Below are 17160 nucleotides of genomic sequence, written 5' to 3'. Positions count from 1 at the left end.
TATTTTCTGCATCTGTTGCAGCCGGGGCAGCTTCAGCAGCGCGGTATTTCTGCCAAGAAGGTGTAGCTAATAATCAACGCATACCCGGTGCTGGTGCTGAGCAACGAATGGCTAGAGGAGCTGTTCTGCGACAAATGCGGCAGAAGCCGTTGGTGCCACGTGATCAACCAAGATGCGGGGCTGCACACGGTGCACTGGGAACCGCGAGATCTCTGGGAGCAGGTGGCCCATGTGAGTACCACAGCAGACATTGCTACAGATCCTCGAACTAACCTCCACTAGCACCAGCGTCTACCAAGATCAGATCAAAGATGCTTCCAAAGGCGGACACACCACACCCATAACTGCAGAAATGCCGAGACATTACATGCTTGGAGCCCGCTATTGATGCAGCAGTATCCAGACCTAAACATCCGCGGGCACCAGCTCGGGGGCTGGCCAAAGCCACATAGATTGCCTACATGAACATATGGGCAGGCTGATGGCGTCTGTACTTTGTAGATGACCGAGATGGACGGTGGGAGCGCCTTCCGGCAAGCTATCGAACTGTTGCGTAAGGAAATACAGGGGATCCAACACCCAAAGACGGCCCTAAAGGTCCGTAAACGCATAAGTAGCTGCAGGCAGACCTCACCAGGCAGCAAAAAGCTATCCACTACAGTGCAGCCAAAGAAGGAGATCCATTCACCAAAAAAATCACAACGAAGCAGAATTAAACGATCTAAAATCACGAAATAAGTCACATAAGACAAACCAGAGCTGGCAAGACATAAGCGCATCTATGACAAAAAAGGTAGTTCAGAAAACGAGAAGCAACCAATTAACTTGTGCGCTATTGAACAAACCAAAGCCAAGACAATCCCAAAAAAACAACATGCCATCAAGAAGGAGAGGCAGCATAAACAAGACGGTTATTACGACGTTGTGACACAGACAAATAAGCCTCGCCAAGCACAAAAATCTGCAAATAAAGGAATGCGTAGGTAAGGTTAGACGACAAAAATAGGACCATGATAATCAACCAACCAGACAAGAAATAAAGAGGCATGATCCTATACTTGAATACGTATACAAACACCAAAAAAGACCAAGCGACAAGCGAAATAAACCCAACTTGATTTAAATGAACGAAAACACCAAGCCCTGGAACAGCAGTAAACAAATAAAACTTGTAAATCCATAAATATTTATAATCAAAAGGCAATGAGCTTTGCGACAAGTTATTCAAAAGACCACCCAAAGGTCTTGAGTCGAGGGACACACCACCCCCTAATAAAAATTGAAAGGGAGACAAGTCAAGGAACGAAGAATAAGAAGCAAAAAACTGCATACTTCTTGCGCCAGATTGAGCTTGAACAAAGAGAGCCAGATCAGAAAGAAAAGTTGGACCAAAAGCAGCATAAAATCCAGAAAGAAAACGATTCAACCTAGCAGCAACTGGAAGAAGGAACTGAGAAGAGACAAATAACAGTGTGACAAACAGAAGCAATCTCTTAGAAATCAGTAGCCTTAAAGAGAATAATTTAAAGAGGAAAGATCGGAGCGAAAAGAAGAAGACAAATAATATAATGTACAAAAAAGCAAGAAAGAAAACAACAGACTGAGTCAATAGAGACAATAAGCCGGAAGCAAGGGTGAAACAAAAACAAGCGTCCCTGAGCGTGATCGAAAGAAAAATCTTTCAGGAGATTGCAAAACTGGACACAGAAAGAGGGAGAAGAGAAAAGGAAGCCAATATGAGGTATAACTTGTTTCATAAAAAATGATGGGAGGCCGGGGACCACTCAACAAAACTTGAACAATACCAATAATTGAAAGAAACGTGAGTATGTATAGGACAAAATATGACCACAAACGAAATGGGATACGTTGCAGAAGCTTCAGGAACACCAAAGCGCAAATGGTTGAATTAAAATAATTGAAGAAGATATAAAGCGAGGCTTGAGAATCAGAATACAAAAAAATGAACCGAGAACTGGAAAAACTACAAGGGAAGAAAAGGAAAGCTTGAAGTTAAGAGGTAAAGAGAAAGAAGGCGATTTAAACAAATAAAAACAGGACAAAAGAGAGAAAAGCGGACCTAGCTTTAAAAAAGAAATTTTTACGTCTGACATTGAGATTAATGCAATAAAAACAAAAGGGAAAAGGTATCTAAAAAAAGGAAAAAGACGAAATCTCATAGTTTTAGGAATAAAGCTGGCCTCGAATTGCCGAAAACTTGGCAGAAACAGAATTAATAATGTCAGCAGTGTAAAATTGACTCAAATCTTTCAAACTTCGAGCACTTGTAAAAGAACTAAAGATCCTCTGTCTATATGATGGTGATGGGAGGGCTAAACCAAAAGAATCACTGATTAAACCCAGAGATTCAGTTAAATCAGCAATAAAAGAAAAATCATGAATATCGAAGACCGAAAGACCAATTGATGAGTAAAACGAAGAATAATATAAAGAGGCCAAAGACAAATGAATAGCATTTCTGAGGTATATTGGGTAAGGATCAAGATCCCAATCTAAAGATTTAAAATAGTCAAAATAATTAGGATGCTGGGTTGGGCTTAAAAGCTCAAAGATTGACTCTTGCTGCCTTCTAAACATAAAGCTTAGGCCGAGAGACAAAGGATTTTTATGTGTAAAGATAATGAGGGAATTACACTCCATGTCGACGAGATTTGACAGAGCTGGTAATAGAAAAGGATCCTTTACGACACAGGGTTCGGAAGATCTAATATTTCGCAAGTAATGCCCAAAGATCTTTACTTTACTAGAAAGAATATCTCGAAATGGGAACTTAGGAGAAAGATCTGGCTCAGAGGAAGGGCGCCAAGTTGGAATGATATTGAGATTATAATCAATACAAAAGGAAGAAGAATACCAAGTAGGAGTAAAAAGATGCTTGTTAAAAAAAGATTAGAGGGTTCATATATATTTCAGCCGAAAAAGTTTAGCCAGCAACGAACCAGCAATAGAAGTCCCTATATTATGAGAACCGGTTACAATCAAAAGGGGTTTAATAGAAAACATGAATCAAGAAAAAGGGAGATGATTAAAGCTATAAATCCAATTTCTATAAGAAAAAGTATTTATATAGCGAAGTCGTGATTCAGCGTATAAAAATTTTAATAGTTCTGGATCTTTATAAAGCTGATTAAAAAGAAAAGGCAAATCATTCAAGTTACCAGACCATTCCATAGAATGAGTCTTTGAAACCCAATACATACCCGAACGTGGGATATTGAGTGATATTGAAGGAATAGCAAGAGCCATAGCCTCTAACTGAACAATCCCAAAGGCTTCATTGCACGAATCGGAAAGAAGAACCAAACAATGGCAACAAGACATTATTTTATACTTTGCTGAATCTGTTAGTAATCCATAAAAAACCACAGGTTCGTCTGCATAAAGACTTGAGTAGTGGGAATATAGAGCGCCAGCACCTATTACATGCAATTTCCAGGAAATATTGGAGTTTTTAAGAGAATCAACAACCCAGTCCAATCTTTTATAACTTTCTAGGCGTCCAACAAAGACAACATGCAAAACGGAAGTACTGACTGAAAATTTCTCTCTTAAATGGTAGGAAGAAACCAGCTGCTTCTCATAATTCTCATCAATATTACAAGGAAGAATAAACAGTTTAGACTCAGAAATACCTGAAAAAACGAGCTCAGACTTCAAGGTCGGGCTTGTGGTTACAACGAATGAAGACAGACGAGCAAAACAAGTAAAAAATAAATTCGTGAGGTTTACGAAGAAGCGTGAGAATAAAGATTTTTGCTTAGGACCAAGAAAGGCATGCCAATGTAACGATACATTCAAACCAAATATAGGCTTCAGTAAGAAAATCAGAAGGCAAGCAAGTAATGCTCCTGGAGATGGCAGGTGAATATGTATATGCTTATAGCCAGAACAGACATTAATAAATTGAATAATGTCAAAAGGAAAATAATATCGGAACAGCTTAATGGATTTGATATGTATTTTTTTATATGGTGTTGTTGGAGTATTTCTTGGAACAGGCTGAAAAAAACAGACTGCGTAACCATTTGAACAACTAATAGAGTGAGCCACTCTCTCAACACCACCAAAACCTGGTGGGCAATGACTTAATATCTGTAAACCAGAGCGATGAGGAATCACTTACTTAATCAACCTTTTATTAAAAAAACGCAAATTCAAGATGAGACCACTTGGGAGAAAAAGAGAGAAAGCATCAAAAACAAATCTTTTTATATAAGCAAGCAGAGAATAAAAAGAGGGGTGCACATATTCACGCCTTAGTTTAGAAAATAATATAAACCTGGCCTTGGTTGTGTCCCATAGTGCTCTGTATGGATGAATAGAAGAAATACCACCCATATCTATACAAGTAGATGAAAGCTTATTACTACTAAAAGATGCATGACTTAACCTACACCATAGAAAGAAATGGTAATCCATGGCAAATTTATATTGATATTGGTATAATCCATAAGCTTCGAAAAGAGAATTTGAAATAATTGTACCAACATGAGAAACCGTCATCCCTTGATAAATTTTTGAAAACATAGGTAGCAATTTTTCACATCTATCTTTGTAGACATTGGTATATCCGTAGAAATTAAGATCGCGAACTTCTGCAGAAGTAATAATACATCCTCTCTCAATTGCGTCAGATGTAAAACATGGGTCAAACACGTCTCCAGAATGGATAAATATATGGTGAGTTGAATCGGGAAAAAACTCACGAACCGCTAAAAAACTGCAATTCAAAGCACTAACTATGCCATTACCAGGGTAGGCATGAATGTACTTAATTTTAGGCGAACAATATAATGATAAATCTGCAATATATTCAGATGAATCATAAACAATATGACCACAAACGTCAGGTAGTGTTAAAAGGGGGTATGATGAATTAAGGGTTTTACAGAGTTCAACAGGACTACCTTTATGAATCGTAATAATAGCGATGCTCACAAAAGAAGCTACCTAATACTAGAAGACTCTAGCAGGTCTAGCCTGGGAGGAGGTCAAATCATAAGCATTATTTGGATCGAGAAACTGTTATCAAAAGGGTCAAATTTGACAGTTAATTTATACGATACAACCTGGAATAGTGAGATGAGAAAGAGGGTTGAAAAACTTGCGATTAATTACCACGCATCTAAAAGCAAGGCCAAGCTATTAAACGTTATCTTTTACTACTTAAAAGTTTTGCGCAAAATAGGTGAAAAAGATCTAATCATACATACAACAACTCGTTATACAGCAGCATACGTTGGGTTATTAAGGTTAATGGGAATGCATGATTCAAGCACATATTGGATAAATCACGAGCACATGGTTGCACCTTCTAGCAAAGTAATAAAGTTTATATATAGCAAGCTTGTCATGAATTCAAATGTAACAATTTACTCAAGCCATACTTGCAAAAAAAGTTATAATCTGAAAACAATTCCTAAAAAGTCTTTTATATCTAATGTAAGTAGTATCTCCCAGATGCCCACAAGTGGCAAAGATGATGAACGGATAAAAAGAGTAACTTCATTATTACGGGCTAGCAACGATAAGAATACAAGACTTTTATTGTATTGCGGCAGGATACGGGAAGATAAAGGTATATTTAGGCTAGTCGAAAAGCTAAAAACAGAAAAAAACGCAAGTAATAATTACTATTTGTTGATAATACTAGGTAGCGGAAACCCAACAGACTTAAATATTTTGAAATCAAAAATCGGAGACTCGTCTAACATCTATTACATGGGTAGTGCGCAGATGTCTAAAAGAATATACGCTGAATTTGATATAGGGATAACACCCAGCGATAGATTTAGGGAAAGCTTGGGCCTCTCTGGCCTAGAACAAGCAGTATATATAGGTAATGCCCTAATAGCTTCGAAAACAGATTGCTATGACTACCTATATAAATACGATGGGTTCCATAAATACGATCCTTGGCTAAACATATATAAACAGCTCGAAAATGCCATATATGGAAATCGAACGTCTCCAAAAGAGATTATCGATATAATAAATAGAGACTGCATGAAAATGGAGGACATTATTAATTATATCTTGGTTGATTCCAGGAAGTAGAATGGTTATAAATAAAATGGGTCACCAATCAATGGTTTGAACTTTGTGAATAGATTTTAGAGTACTAAGGGGAGACCAGTTAAAAATTTTGGAACCAATTGACTCTGAATAAGAATTAAGAGCTTGCAAGTAAGATTCGATCTGGTCTGTATTAAATCCTCTATTGTTAGAATTTATGAATGAATTAATCAATGAGGAGTATGTGTAGTTCTTTTCAGCCTTAGCAGATGGACAATCAAAACCTATAGCAATGATGGAAGATGATTGAAATTTTGAAGCCAGAGCTATTGCGTTTAACATGACAGTATGAGGAAAAATCGGAGTGCGAAAAGATTTAAAATAGTTACCATTATTGACGTCAACTAAAGAAACAAGTTTTGGGCGTAGGTTTGGAAATCCAAATCGGTGACCACGACGTAAAGAAAGGGTAGGAAAAAAAATAATGTCTGTGGGACGGGTCAGGTTCTTATAGGTACCATAGTACCTAAAGCCATTTGGGATTAAAATTGCAGGTAGAGAAGAAGGAATTAAAGTTATATTTCTACTAATGAAGCCACTATCAATTGAAAACCAAAATACTATGTTGGACGAATCCAAAGAATTGTATAGATGATAAGCAGAATTCAAAAGCAAAACAATGGAATCCTTAATCAGAGAGGTATCAATTAGATCAAGCGATGGACCGGTACCGATGCAATAGCAAGATTTATTCTTAAATAAATTTTTTAAAGAAGTGTAGTTCATATTCGAAGATATACGGTTGTTCAAATAAAGGAAGAGTCTAGGGTCAAATGAACTAGAGTCACGCCACAAATACTTAAAATAACGGACTAGTCTTTCAGACATCTGAACACGAAACAGAAGAGTTGTGAAACATGGTTAAGGGCAAATTTCGCATAAATTGCAGATCTTGAGGGGTATCTACGCTTCTTTCAATATTTTCACCAAATAGACCTTTGATCGTTATATGGTTTTCAATACAACGTAACTGCTCAATACCTTCTAAATGTTCAAGAGGTCCTGGCGTCGAATTGTAGAACTTTTTAAGAGTATCTCTTGAGTAACCATAAAGCCCACTAATAACTGAAATTTGATAACTCTCTGGTTCAGATTTTGCAAATGGAATCAACGCGCGACTACAATAAAGTATTTCAAGGTGTTCGTTAAGAACAGCTTTTACTTCTGAAGTGTTATTACTAGTAACAGTTTTTTTTGACAAAAGTTGTACAAAACAGTCTTGATTTTCAAGCAAACTTGAATAAACACTTTTGATAGAACTTTTTAAAACTAGAGGTTCATCACCTTGCACGTTAATATATAAGGAATAATTTACATATTGAGGCATAGTGGAAACTTCAAAAACTCTATCTGTACCAGAGGAACAAGTAGCTGAAGTCAGAGTGCACGGGTGATTATGTCGCGTGCAAACATCATATATTTCATTACTATCAGTAGCAACAACGTATGGTAGAAGATTAAAATTGGCAACTCTATCAGCAACCCATACTATCATTGGTTTGCCGTGAATAAGCTGTAATGGCTTCCTCTTTATCCTCGTAGAATCTAATCTGGATGGTATAACAATAAGTGTTTCAGGAGTCATATTGCAGTCCAGCCACCATCATTGTAATTAACGAACCAGTCATATATGAAGAATGAGTTGACAACAAAAACTCAACTATACCATTTAATTCAGTGTCTGCCCCCCACCTTTTCAAGGGTGTCCGTATGATGGTGGATTCGTATAAGGGTAGATTAGATTTAAATTTATCTGCATATGAGGTTTCACAAAAACCAGGAAGAATAGCATTAACAGTAACTTGATGCTCAGCTAGTTCAGATGCGAGGCATTTAGTCATAGAATTTATGGCACCTTTCGTCATACCATATCCAGACAAGTCATCAAAACCCCTATAACCTACTATAGAAGATATGTTGATGATGCGAGAATACTTATTCTTCTTCAATAGGGGGAGCAAGTTCTTGATTATAAAAAAAGGTGCGTGTATATTTACGTCAAACAAGGAGCATAAGTCAGAATACTCAATTGTATCAATAGAACTACGAAATCTACGACCAGCATTATTAATAATGCCAAGTAATTGATTAGAGTTGGCAAGGACTTGGTCGCAGAAAGCGTCTACTTCGTTAATAGAAGCAAGATCAGCATAGTAAAGCTTAATTTTATTTTGTTGTTCTAATTCAACTGCAAATGATATATCTTCGGGGCTACGCGTCAGAGCGTGAATAAAATATTTTTCTGATAAAGACAACAAGAGCTGCTTACCAAAACCTTTGCTAACACCTGTAAGAACAATCTCTTGCATAATTCAGTCTGTAATCAACTCAGAAAGAGCAATGCTGATAGTATCAGGATCTGAGATATAAATTATAAATGGTTTGCCTATAGATTCAAGACCAATGAAACGAAGAGAGGAATCAACACGTTTTTTGTCCTTAAAAGCTAATGCTGAAATTTTATTAATGAGTTCTTCTCTTGTAAGACCAAGAGTAGAGGCACTGATAGAAACAGGGAGATTATGGGTCAACATAAATTCATAAGAATAATCATAAAGCTTGATCAACTGAGAATTTCCCTGCTGAATACAGAGACGAAGTGAAGCCAAAATACCGAGAGCAACACCTTCGCCATGACGCAATAACTCATGACCGTTAAGAATCGTGCTAAATTCTATTGCGTGACCGATAGTATGTCCAAAATTTAAAAATAATCTCATTGATTGCTCTTTAATATCATTTTTGACAAAATTTTGCTTTGTAAGCAATGAATAAGTAACTATTTCCTCATAATTAATGTTGTGCCTACTATTAGAATAGTCGATTAATTGATCACAGCCTAATAATACATATTTAAGGACTTCTCCCATTCCAGAAGAGATCTCTCGCAAAGGAAGCGATTGAAGTATTTTTATGTCTATTACTATGGCGCAAGGATGGTGGTAAGTACCAATAGCATTGACAGTATCTCTAAAGTTAATGGCTGTTTTACCACCAACACAGCTATCAACAGCAGCCATCAAAGTCGTTGGTATGTGTAGGAGAGGAACTCACCTGTACCAACAGGAAGCAACAAACGCAGCTAAATCGCCAATCACACCACCACCGAAGGCAATTATTAATGTATTACGAGGGAAATTCAATTCATCCATTTCCTGAAAAATCGATAAGACTGTTGAAAAATTTTTACAAGACTTACCACCTTTTACCTCAAAAACAGAATAATTTTTGTTCGCCAAAAAAGACTCTAGCTTGAAAGAATACAAATTCCAAACTGCAGAGTCAGCAATAACAAATATATTTGAGGGAAGAAATAAATCAGATGATATTTCATGAAAAGAATCTAGAATATCACCTTTTATATAAACAGGATAAGAAGCTTGCTCTAAATCAATGGTCAAATCAGGTTTAATCATTTTACTAATCCTCCCAGATTGATAACTTGGTTGTACAAACTGATATCATCTAATGTTCGAAGATTAACATTTTCGACAGCATTCAGAGATGCTTTTTTAATCTTCCCGTAGAATCTAGTTTGCTCGGATAAAAGCTGATTTGGAGTGAAGACATAAAAAGCACCTATATCATAAAAGTAGTTATCACTTGCTCTCTTGTTCGAAGCCTTATCAATAACTTGACCGGTCCGTAAAGAAGAAAATACAACATCAAACTCAGAAGATAAAACAGAACTATAGCAATTAAACAAATTTTCAATTGATAAAAAAGGATATAGTGGATTCACTTGCAAAATAGGGGCTGAAAAATCAAATATGTGTGATTCGAAAAAAGATGTCGCCAAGGTTAAGTTAGAATCACAAGATGGGGCTAAATTTTTTGAAATTAAAATTTTTAAATTTGAGGTAGGAACATCCTTAGGCAATGGTATATCTGAGTAAAAATATATTTTAGAAACTCTATTGTCACGACAGAACCGATTGAGTGAAACAGGAAGGACTGTATCTTCGATAAATTGTAGGAATGAAGCATCATGTTTATACTTCAGCTTCATGTACTGCCTAGAATAAGGAATAAATAAATGCATTAGTTGCAAAAATAGATATTTTTTGTTTTCTCTGCGTAGCAGAGGAGAATTTTAAAAAACCGTCTTTTGATTTTTTTGAATAACAAAGCTATAGCAACAATAGAACCATAGTTTAAATCACGCTTGGCAAGAATGGGCATTTTGGCCAATACACGCCAATCAGATTTTGACAAATTGAAAGATTGCGGGTACCAATACTCATAGGCAGATACCGTAGATACAGAATACTTTAAACACAAAATAGACCATAAAGACTGGTCATGCCTATGCTCTTGGAATCCGGAGAAGTTAGGAGATATAGAAGGTAAATCATTTATTAGCCATGGATATGAGTGCATAAGCTGATCCCATTCTTGAATTATTGACATGCTATGCTCATTTTTCTGAATAAATATAATTCCGGCACCTATAATCTGCGATTTCGTAAACTTTTCATCATCTCTAATGCCAAAGAAATCAAATACATCCCCTTTTGTCCAAATATAAAGTGACTGATCTGGTAACGGTCGACCATCATGAATAAGTGGAGAATTGCTTAAAGATGGTGCAGTAGCCTGAAAGGCTAGAATGCCTGTTTTAGAGAATTTTAATAAGCCAAGATATTCCTCAAAACGGTTTTTACCTTTGGGATTAAAATGGCATCCAATATCAACATAAACAATAATATCTTTGCATGAGACGTTAGACATAGTATCCAGAATAATTCTTGATTTCCATGACCAGTAGCCATATCCTCGATCAACCTTAGAGGGGAAAGGACTTTCTTTATACAAATTAGAGAAGTCGCGTTCACTATATATGCATATATTGTCAAAGAAACCGAGATTTTGCGCTTGTTTGTTGAACCTATGAACACTTCTTCTTAGAGATGTGTCAGCAAAAGCGATTAAGGTGATCATTAAGTTCTAAAAGTTAAATATTTTTTGATTTTATTTATTAGCCTATTGATAGTCCTATAGCGCTTAAGGTTCACATCATAAAACCATAAATCTTGTGAATAGTCTGACTTGATATCTATATTTTTAGAAGGTACAGTATATTGTCCAGTAGGAGTAAAATGGTTTAGGTCTTTTGATGTAGAGTGAGCCCCAACAGTGCCTATGTTGCCAATTAAGTTAGTATAAGGCTTAACAACATGGCCATTATTTTTAAGGATCATATAAGTAACTTGATAGCCCCAGCAATTAATAGTATTATTTTTGACCAGATTAAAAATGCGTTTATAAAATCTTTTAACGTATTTTGGGACTAGCGAATTAAACTTTATTGGTTTTGTGGGCCAATCTCGTAACTCTAGGTCAAATTCTTTCCATCGATCCGCCCAAGTCGCCCAACCCCAAACACTTGGATTTTGAGATAAAAATGCTTGATTAGTTATAGCAGTTGGATTTTTAGGATTAAATCCACAAATCATCCATATAGACTTGTCATCAATATATTTCTCAAGCATATATTGGCAATAAGCAAAAAAGTCTGGCGCAGGGATTGTATCATCCTCAAGAATTATCCCACTAGATTCACAGTTAAAGAACCAAGAAATGGCAGAACTCACCGCATCTTTGCATCCAAGATTATGCGGACGATAAAGGGTAAATAATTCACAATCCCAGTCAATTAATTCGGTAATTTGACGGGCTTTGCTAACAAGTTCAATGTCTTTTGTATTAGATTTAGCACCATCAGATGCAATATAGATCTTACGAGGTTTTACCTTCCTAAGAGCATCGACCAAGATTACTGAGAAATGCGGTCTATTATAGATATTAATTAGTATTGGGACTCTATAACTAGTCTCAAGAGTAATATTGGTTACGGTCATTTTGAATTTATTACTGAGATAATTCCATTTTCAATAGAAATAAGTTTATCACAATGACGGAGGCTTTCCTTGCGATGCGCAACCATTATTATAATTTTATCTTGCCTGATTTGCTCCAGATTATCCATGATCTGATCCTGTGTCTGTGAGTCAAGCGCACTGGTAGCCTCATCAAGGACTAAGATTGTCGAGTTTTTATAGATAGCTCTCGCAATACCTATCCTTTGTTTTTGACCACCGCTTAGCATATATCCTCGTTCTCCGACAAAAGTATGAATATTTTCAGGTAAGTCTGCGACAAAACGATCTAGTTCTGACACTTTCAATGATTTTTCAAGCATGTCAGAAAGAATATCAGACTTATTCTTGCCTAATGTTATGTTACCAAGAATAGTATCGTCGATGAGAAAAATATCCTGAGGGACATGGGCAACATTATTTCTGAATATTTCAGACTTCTCAATAGATTGCCTACCATAGTCACAAACTAAAGAGTCATCAATATAAATACTCCCGGTTTTTGGTATAAGTAGCCCCATAAGCAGATTTATCAATGTACTCTTTCCAGAACCGGTTTTGCCAACAACTCCAATACAATCGCCTAGCTTTAATCTCAGGTTTACATGCGAGAGAACAGGAGAATTTGAACTTGGATAAGAATAAGAAATATCTTTAAATTCAATACTCTGTTTTAATACCTTTGGAGAGAAGGGCTTGATTGGCATTATTGTGGGATTGTTCAAAAATTTTGCAATAACTTTATTGTCACTGGCATATCCGCTTATCAATGCCCAGCCTCTATAGATTTTTTGAATTGCTGGTAGCATTTTCTGTATCGCTAAAACAAACGTACCCAAAATTGGGATAACAGATTCTAAATTATTATTTTGAATGGCATAATTACACGCAATTAAAGCCACTAAAATCATTGCAAAGCCTTCTACAAGGTATCGGGGGTAAGCAGAAATATATAAGTTATTAGCTTGAAGAATTTTTTGAGAAAAGTCACGAGTCGTGTACTTTTCAAGAAAATGTTTATGAGATCCATCCAAGATAATATCTTTTATGGCGCCAACACTTTCTTGAGTGACTTGAACCAACATTCGTGTAGATTCAGCAATTTTAATGCTATTGGCTTTTATTTTCTTTTTACTTGCAAATGCAATAACAGTATAAATTACGCAAAAAAACAGTATTGAAATGGCGGCAAGTATAGGATTGGCGGAAATTAATACCAAGAGAATAAATAGTACTATTAATGATGATGAAATGATTTCAAAAAAAGAGTTTATCGAAGCAATCAACTTTGGCATTTGCATGGTCAATGCCGAAATAATAATACTGCTATTGGCAGAAACATGAAACTCGTAGGTATTAAAAATATAGTTTTCAAATACTTTGCAACTTAGTTCATGACCTAATTTTGCAGCAATTAAAGACGATTTTTTTAAAGCGTAGAGTCTTACTGTCATTGTAATTAGAGTTGATATAGCGAATAACGTTGCAACAAAAACAATTAATGAATTGTCAGAGTATTGAAGAAGGAAAATAAATTGATCACTGGAAATTGAATCTCTGATTTGTGAGGGGTTGCTTAATACCGAAAGCAAAGGAAAAACAAAGCCTATTGATATTAACTCAAGAACTGCAGCAGATATCATTAAAGATAAAAGAATAAATAAATCAACTCTTCGATTAACGCGTAAATTTCTCCAAATAATCGAAGAAGTAGAAAAAAACGAGGTGAGCATAAGTTTCAGTAGAAAATTAAAATAATTTGCTGTAAATACTCAGGGTTTCATTGGTTGTCTGATTCCAGCTAAAATAATTCAGTCGATTAACCCCCTTATTAATAAGGTCATCACGATATATAGAATTATCTAATATATTTACAAGAGTATGCATAATTGAGGAAACTGACTGTGGGTCAAAATAGGCGACAGCATCGCCACCGACTTCAGGGAATGAACCTGTATTGCTACATGCCACAGGACAACGCGAACTCATCGCCTCTAAAAGTGGTATTCCAAATCCTTCATAAAAGGAAGGGTATATAAAAACGGAAGCATTATGATAAAGTAAATTCAATGTCTTATCATCGCCTTTAGTGTATGCAATGTTGGACGAACTTAAATCATGTTCTCTAAAAAGATTTTTTTCATCCTTATTAAAGTCGCCTCCACCAAAACATATAATCATATAATCGCGAAGTAGCATTGGTGAACTGACATAAGCCTTGAAAAGATTCAAAAAATTTTTATAGCCTGATCTATTCCCAACATAGAGAATATAAGGCCTAGGGGAATTATATTTCATTGAAGAATCTATAAATATAGGTTGATTATAACCATGGTAAACAACTGAAATGCGATCTGGATCGATATTGAAGATTTTAACAACATCTTTTTTTGTATTTTCAGAGATGCAAATTACGTGATCTGATCTTTTGATCGAAGCATACTTTAGCTCTGAAGTACAGTCTTTGTTAGAAAAGAAATGTGGAAACATTTCATGAGTCATATCGTGAACCGTAGTCACAATCTTGCCTTTAAAACGACATAGAGTCGAACGGTGATAATATGTTTCGTGAATTAGATCATATTTATTGAGATCAGCGTAAAGTGTTAACGCAAGTCTTGATAGATTCCGGTAAATATGGTGCGACCCTCGAAAAAGCGGAAGCTTGCGTTTATTTAAACTCAGATTTTTATTGTTAATTTGTGTGAGATAATTATTAACCGAAAAAGGTGCAAAGATTCTAGTTTGAATGGTATGAGAGATGTTGGAACGCACAAGCTCACAGAAGTAGCGAGAAATCCCCCCATATTGCTGAATGCTAAATATTTGACCGTCATATAGAATTTTCAAATGAGTTTATTTCCAAAAGTTAATTATAACCAATCCTGGGTCGCCATAAGGCTAATGCTTCAAAAGTTAATATGTAAAAGATGCATACACAATAATAGGTCAGCTATAGATCTTCACGAAGATGAAAATGAAATATATAAACAAATTTACTTTAAACCGATCAAGTAAGTGAGTGTATTTAGGCAATTTCTGAATATAATCATGCTAATCTTTACGAAGCAGATCAATGATTCAAGCGAAAACTACACTTACAGAAAAGTGTTATTGGCGCAATTTTCGCTCTCTTAGGGCATTCCGAAAATCTTGATAAGCAAGAACTAAACCTTTCTCTAAAGAAATTGATGGCTTCCAACCTAATTCATGCATACGACCAACATCCAATAACTTTTTGGGCGTACCATCAGGTTTAGAGGTATCCCATATAATTTTACCCTTAAAATTTGTGACTTTAGCCACCTCTTGGGCAAGCTCTCGGATACTCAGCTCACAACCTGTACCAACATTAAGAAAAGCCATGGAATTCATTTCAGGTTGCCAATGTTGTAATGCATATACCGCTGCCTCACCAAGATCATCAGCATGTAGAAATTCCCTAAAAGGGAAACCAGTTCCCCAACAAGTCACTGTCGTTAAGTTGGATTCAATTGCCTCATGAAAGCGGCGAATCATTGCCGGCAACACATGACTATTTTCCGGGTGATAGTTATCACCAGGCCCATACAAGTTTGTGGGCATGAGGCTGATCGCATCGAAGCCATGCTGCTTGCGGAGAGCTTCGCAGAGTTTAATACCGGCAATTTTGGCGGTGGCGTACCACTCATTAGTGGGCTCGAGCGGTCCGGTGAGTAAAGACTCCTCCTTGATAGGCTGTTTTGCGAATTTCGGGTAGATACAGCTGCTGCCTAGAAACAGCAAGCGCTTCACCCCAGAGCGCCAGGCCGTTTCGATCACATTAGTCTGGATCTTGAGGTTCTCAAGCAGAAAATCAGCCGGATAGGTGTTGTTGGCATGAATACCGCCCACCTTCGCAGCAGCCAGCACAACCACAGTTGGTTGTAGCTCAGCAAACCACTGCTGCACTGCAAGAGGATCGAGCAGATCCAGTTCCTGACGGCTAGGTTTGAACTGCCTGTTGTAACCGACGCGATCTAAAGCGCGGCTGATGGCGCTGCCCGCCATGCCCCGAGACCCAAAGATCGCAAAACTATCGCTAGTTGTAATCAGACTCATTCCTGTGCCCCAACGACTACAAAGCCTTTTAGCTTGAGGTAAGCCTCTTTCTTTGCTTCCTCAACGTCGGTAGCCACCATTTCAGCAACGAGTTCCTCAAGGGTCGTCGTCGGGGTCCAGCCCAACTTGTCTTTGGCTTTGCTCGGGTCACCCAACAGGGTTTCGACCTCCGCAGGACGGAAATAGCGCGGGTCAATCTTCACAACTACATCTCCCGTGTCGCCGCGGCGGCCCACTTCAGATGTGCCTTCGCCGTCCCAATGCATCGGCCCCCAACCAAGCTGCTGCGCTGTGAGCTCGATGAAGCGGCGAACGCTCTCCTGGCGGCCGGTGGCAATCACGAAATCCTCAGGCTTCTCCTGCTGCAACATCAGCCATTGCATTTCGACGTAATCACGAGCATGACCCCAGTCGCGCAGAGAGTCGAGGTTGCCCATATGCAGACACTCCTGCAGACCGGCATCTACACGCGCCAGCCCGCGAGAGATCTTGCGCGTCACAAAGGTTTCACCCCGCCGCGGACTTTCATGATTAAACAGCACGCCATTACAGGCATACATCCCATAACTCTCACGGTAGTTGACCGTGATCCAGTAGGCATAGAGCTTGGCAACGCCATAGGGGCTACGCGGGTAAAAGGGCGTACTCTCCTTCTGGGGGATCTCCTGCACCAAGCCGTAAAGCTCACTGGTGCTGGCTTGGTAAATCCTTGTTGTCTCCGTCAATCCAAGAATCCGGACCGCCTCCAGGATCCGCAGCGTGCCCAGCGCATCGCTATTCGCTGTGTACTCAGGGCTCTCAAAACTCACCGCCACATGGCTCTGGGCACCGAGGTTGTAGATCTCATCCGGCTGCACCTGCTGGATAATCCGAATCAGATTGGTACTGTCGGTGAGATCGCCGTAATGGAGCACCAAGCGAGGATCACTTTCATGCGGGTCTTGATATAAATGATCAATCCGGCTGGTGTTGAAGCTGCTTGAGCGCCGCTTGATCCCATGCACTTGATAGCCCTTCTCCAGCAGCAACTCTGTTAGATAGCTTCCATCCTGGCCTGTTATGCCTGTAATAAGAGCTTTTTTTGCATTGGACATTAATCCAGCCA

Annotated in this window: 15 protein-coding genes and 1 pseudogene; 1 reads left to right on the top strand and 15 read right to left on the bottom strand. The window is 37.7% G+C overall.

Going from position 1 to position 17160, the window contains the following annotated elements:
- Positions 1 to 880: 880 nt before the first annotated feature.
- The 4 genes from SynTAK9802_RS00905 to SynTAK9802_RS00890 all read right to left on the bottom strand — a co-directional run bounded on the left by SynTAK9802_RS00905 (position 881) and on the right by SynTAK9802_RS00890 (position 4959).
- A complete protein-coding gene (locus tag SynTAK9802_RS00905; protein ID WP_186496841.1) occupies positions 881 to 1489 on the bottom strand; it encodes a hypothetical protein in 609 nt (202 codons plus the stop codon).
- Between the two features lie 695 nt (positions 1490 to 2184).
- Entirely contained in the window at positions 2185 to 2661 is a 477-nt protein-coding gene (locus tag SynTAK9802_RS00900) for a hypothetical protein (protein ID WP_186496840.1), read from the bottom strand.
- Positions 2662 to 3027: 366 nt separating this feature from the next.
- On the bottom strand, positions 3028 to 4140 hold the full coding sequence (locus tag SynTAK9802_RS00895) for a glycosyltransferase (protein ID WP_186496839.1): 1113 nt from the start codon (positions 4138 to 4140) through the stop codon (positions 3028 to 3030).
- Positions 4141 to 4959 (bottom strand): hypothetical protein, encoded by an 819-nt coding sequence (locus SynTAK9802_RS00890; protein ID WP_186496838.1) that lies wholly within the window; start codon positions 4957 to 4959, stop codon positions 4141 to 4143.
- Positions 4960 to 5064: 105 nt separating this feature from the next.
- Here SynTAK9802_RS00890 and SynTAK9802_RS00885 point away from each other — a divergent pair, with 105 nt between their 5' ends.
- On the top strand, positions 5065 to 6078 hold the full coding sequence (locus SynTAK9802_RS00885) for a glycosyltransferase (RefSeq protein ID WP_186496836.1): 1014 nt from the start codon (positions 5065 to 5067) through the stop codon (positions 6076 to 6078).
- Between the two features lie 21 nt (positions 6079 to 6099).
- On the opposite strand, the gene SynTAK9802_RS00880 is transcribed toward SynTAK9802_RS00885, so the two are convergent.
- The 11 genes and pseudogenes from SynTAK9802_RS00880 to gmd all read right to left on the bottom strand — a co-directional run bounded on the left by SynTAK9802_RS00880 (position 6100) and on the right by gmd (position 17149).
- Positions 6100 to 6822, bottom strand: coding sequence for a hypothetical protein (locus tag SynTAK9802_RS00880; protein WP_186496834.1), 723 nt, complete (start codon positions 6820 to 6822; stop codon positions 6100 to 6102).
- A gap of 94 nt (positions 6823 to 6916) precedes the next feature.
- Positions 6917 to 7681, bottom strand: a complete 765-nt coding sequence (gene kdsB / locus SynTAK9802_RS00875; protein WP_186496831.1) for a 3-deoxy-manno-octulosonate cytidylyltransferase — start codon at positions 7679 to 7681, stop codon at positions 6917 to 6919.
- On the bottom strand, positions 7671 to 8405 hold the full coding sequence (locus SynTAK9802_RS00870) for an SDR family NAD(P)-dependent oxidoreductase (RefSeq protein ID WP_186496829.1): 735 nt from the start codon (positions 8403 to 8405) through the stop codon (positions 7671 to 7673). The genes kdsB and SynTAK9802_RS00870 overlap by 11 nt, the downstream gene beginning before the upstream one ends.
- 3 nt (positions 8406 to 8408) lie before the next feature.
- Positions 8409 to 9512, bottom strand: a pseudogene (locus tag SynTAK9802_RS12485) (3-dehydroquinate synthase family protein).
- Positions 9509 to 10105 carry a hypothetical protein gene (locus SynTAK9802_RS00855; protein ID WP_186496822.1) on the bottom strand — a complete coding sequence of 199 codons (597 nt, stop codon included), beginning with the start codon at positions 10103 to 10105 and terminating at the stop codon, positions 9509 to 9511. The pseudogene SynTAK9802_RS12485 and the gene SynTAK9802_RS00855 overlap by 4 nt, the downstream one beginning before the upstream one ends.
- Positions 10106 to 10137: 32 nt before the next feature.
- Positions 10138 to 11037 carry a hypothetical protein gene (locus SynTAK9802_RS00850; protein WP_186496821.1) on the bottom strand — a complete coding sequence of 300 codons (900 nt, stop codon included), beginning with the start codon at positions 11035 to 11037 and terminating at the stop codon, positions 10138 to 10140.
- Positions 11037 to 11870: a nucleotide-diphospho-sugar transferase gene (locus SynTAK9802_RS00845; RefSeq protein ID WP_186496819.1), complete on the bottom strand. Its 834-nt coding sequence runs from the start codon at positions 11868 to 11870 to the stop codon at positions 11037 to 11039. Before SynTAK9802_RS00845 ends, SynTAK9802_RS00850 begins: the two co-directional genes overlap by 1 nt.
- An 83-nt stretch (positions 11871 to 11953) precedes the next feature.
- Complete coding sequence (locus tag SynTAK9802_RS00840) at positions 11954 to 13708, bottom strand: ABC transporter ATP-binding protein (protein ID WP_186496817.1); 1755 nt, start codon at positions 13706 to 13708, stop codon at positions 11954 to 11956.
- Between the two features lie 16 nt (positions 13709 to 13724).
- Positions 13725 to 14825, bottom strand: a complete 1101-nt coding sequence (locus SynTAK9802_RS00835) for a glycosyltransferase family 1 protein (RefSeq protein WP_255487792.1) — start codon at positions 14823 to 14825, stop codon at positions 13725 to 13727.
- Positions 14826 to 15086: 261 nt separating this feature from the next.
- The gene (locus SynTAK9802_RS00830) at positions 15087 to 16055 is read right to left on the bottom strand and encodes a GDP-L-fucose synthase (RefSeq protein ID WP_186496814.1); all 969 of its coding nucleotides are present in this window, start codon (positions 16053 to 16055) and stop codon (positions 15087 to 15089) included.
- Positions 16052 to 17149 (bottom strand): GDP-mannose 4,6-dehydratase, encoded by a 1098-nt coding sequence (gene gmd / locus SynTAK9802_RS00825; protein ID WP_186496813.1) that lies wholly within the window; start codon positions 17147 to 17149, stop codon positions 16052 to 16054. Before gmd ends, SynTAK9802_RS00830 begins: the two co-directional genes overlap by 4 nt.
- Between the last annotated feature and the right edge of the window lie 11 nt (positions 17150 to 17160).

This window comes from Synechococcus sp. TAK9802 (assembly GCF_014279535.1).
Classification (GTDB): domain Bacteria; phylum Cyanobacteriota; class Cyanobacteriia; order PCC-6307; family Cyanobiaceae; genus Parasynechococcus.
Note: the sequence above shows the minus strand (reverse complement) of the source record. Positions and strands in the feature narration are given on the sequence as shown.

What these genes read in the sequence shown, in the direction of transcription:
- SynTAK9802_RS00900 (WP_186496840.1), bottom strand. Translation starts at nt 2,661, where the DNA reads ATGGAGTGTAATTCCCTCATTATCTTTACACATAAAAATCCTTTGTCT.
- SynTAK9802_RS00880 (WP_186496834.1), bottom strand. Translation starts at nt 6,822, where the DNA reads ATGAACTACACTTCTTTAAAAAATTTATTTAAGAATAAATCTTGCTAT.
- kdsB (WP_186496831.1), bottom strand. Translation starts at nt 7,681, where the DNA reads ATGACTCCTGAAACACTTATTGTTATACCATCCAGATTAGATTCTACG.
- SynTAK9802_RS00870 (WP_186496829.1), bottom strand. Translation starts at nt 8,405, where the DNA reads ATGCAAGAGATTGTTCTTACAGGTGTTAGCAAAGGTTTTGGTAAGCAG.
- SynTAK9802_RS00855 (WP_186496822.1), bottom strand. Translation starts at nt 10,105, where the DNA reads ATGAAGCTGAAGTATAAACATGATGCTTCATTCCTACAATTTATCGAA.
- SynTAK9802_RS00850 (WP_186496821.1), bottom strand. Translation starts at nt 11,037, where the DNA reads ATGATCACCTTAATCGCTTTTGCTGACACATCTCTAAGAAGAAGTGTT.
- SynTAK9802_RS00840 (WP_186496817.1), bottom strand. Translation starts at nt 13,708, where the DNA reads ATGCTCACCTCGTTTTTTTCTACTTCTTCGATTATTTGGAGAAATTTA.
- SynTAK9802_RS00830 (WP_186496814.1), bottom strand. Translation starts at nt 16,055, where the DNA reads ATGAGTCTGATTACAACTAGCGATAGTTTTGCGATCTTTGGGTCTCGG.
- gmd (WP_186496813.1), bottom strand. Translation starts at nt 17,149, where the DNA reads ATGTCCAATGCAAAAAAAGCTCTTATTACAGGCATAACAGGCCAGGAT.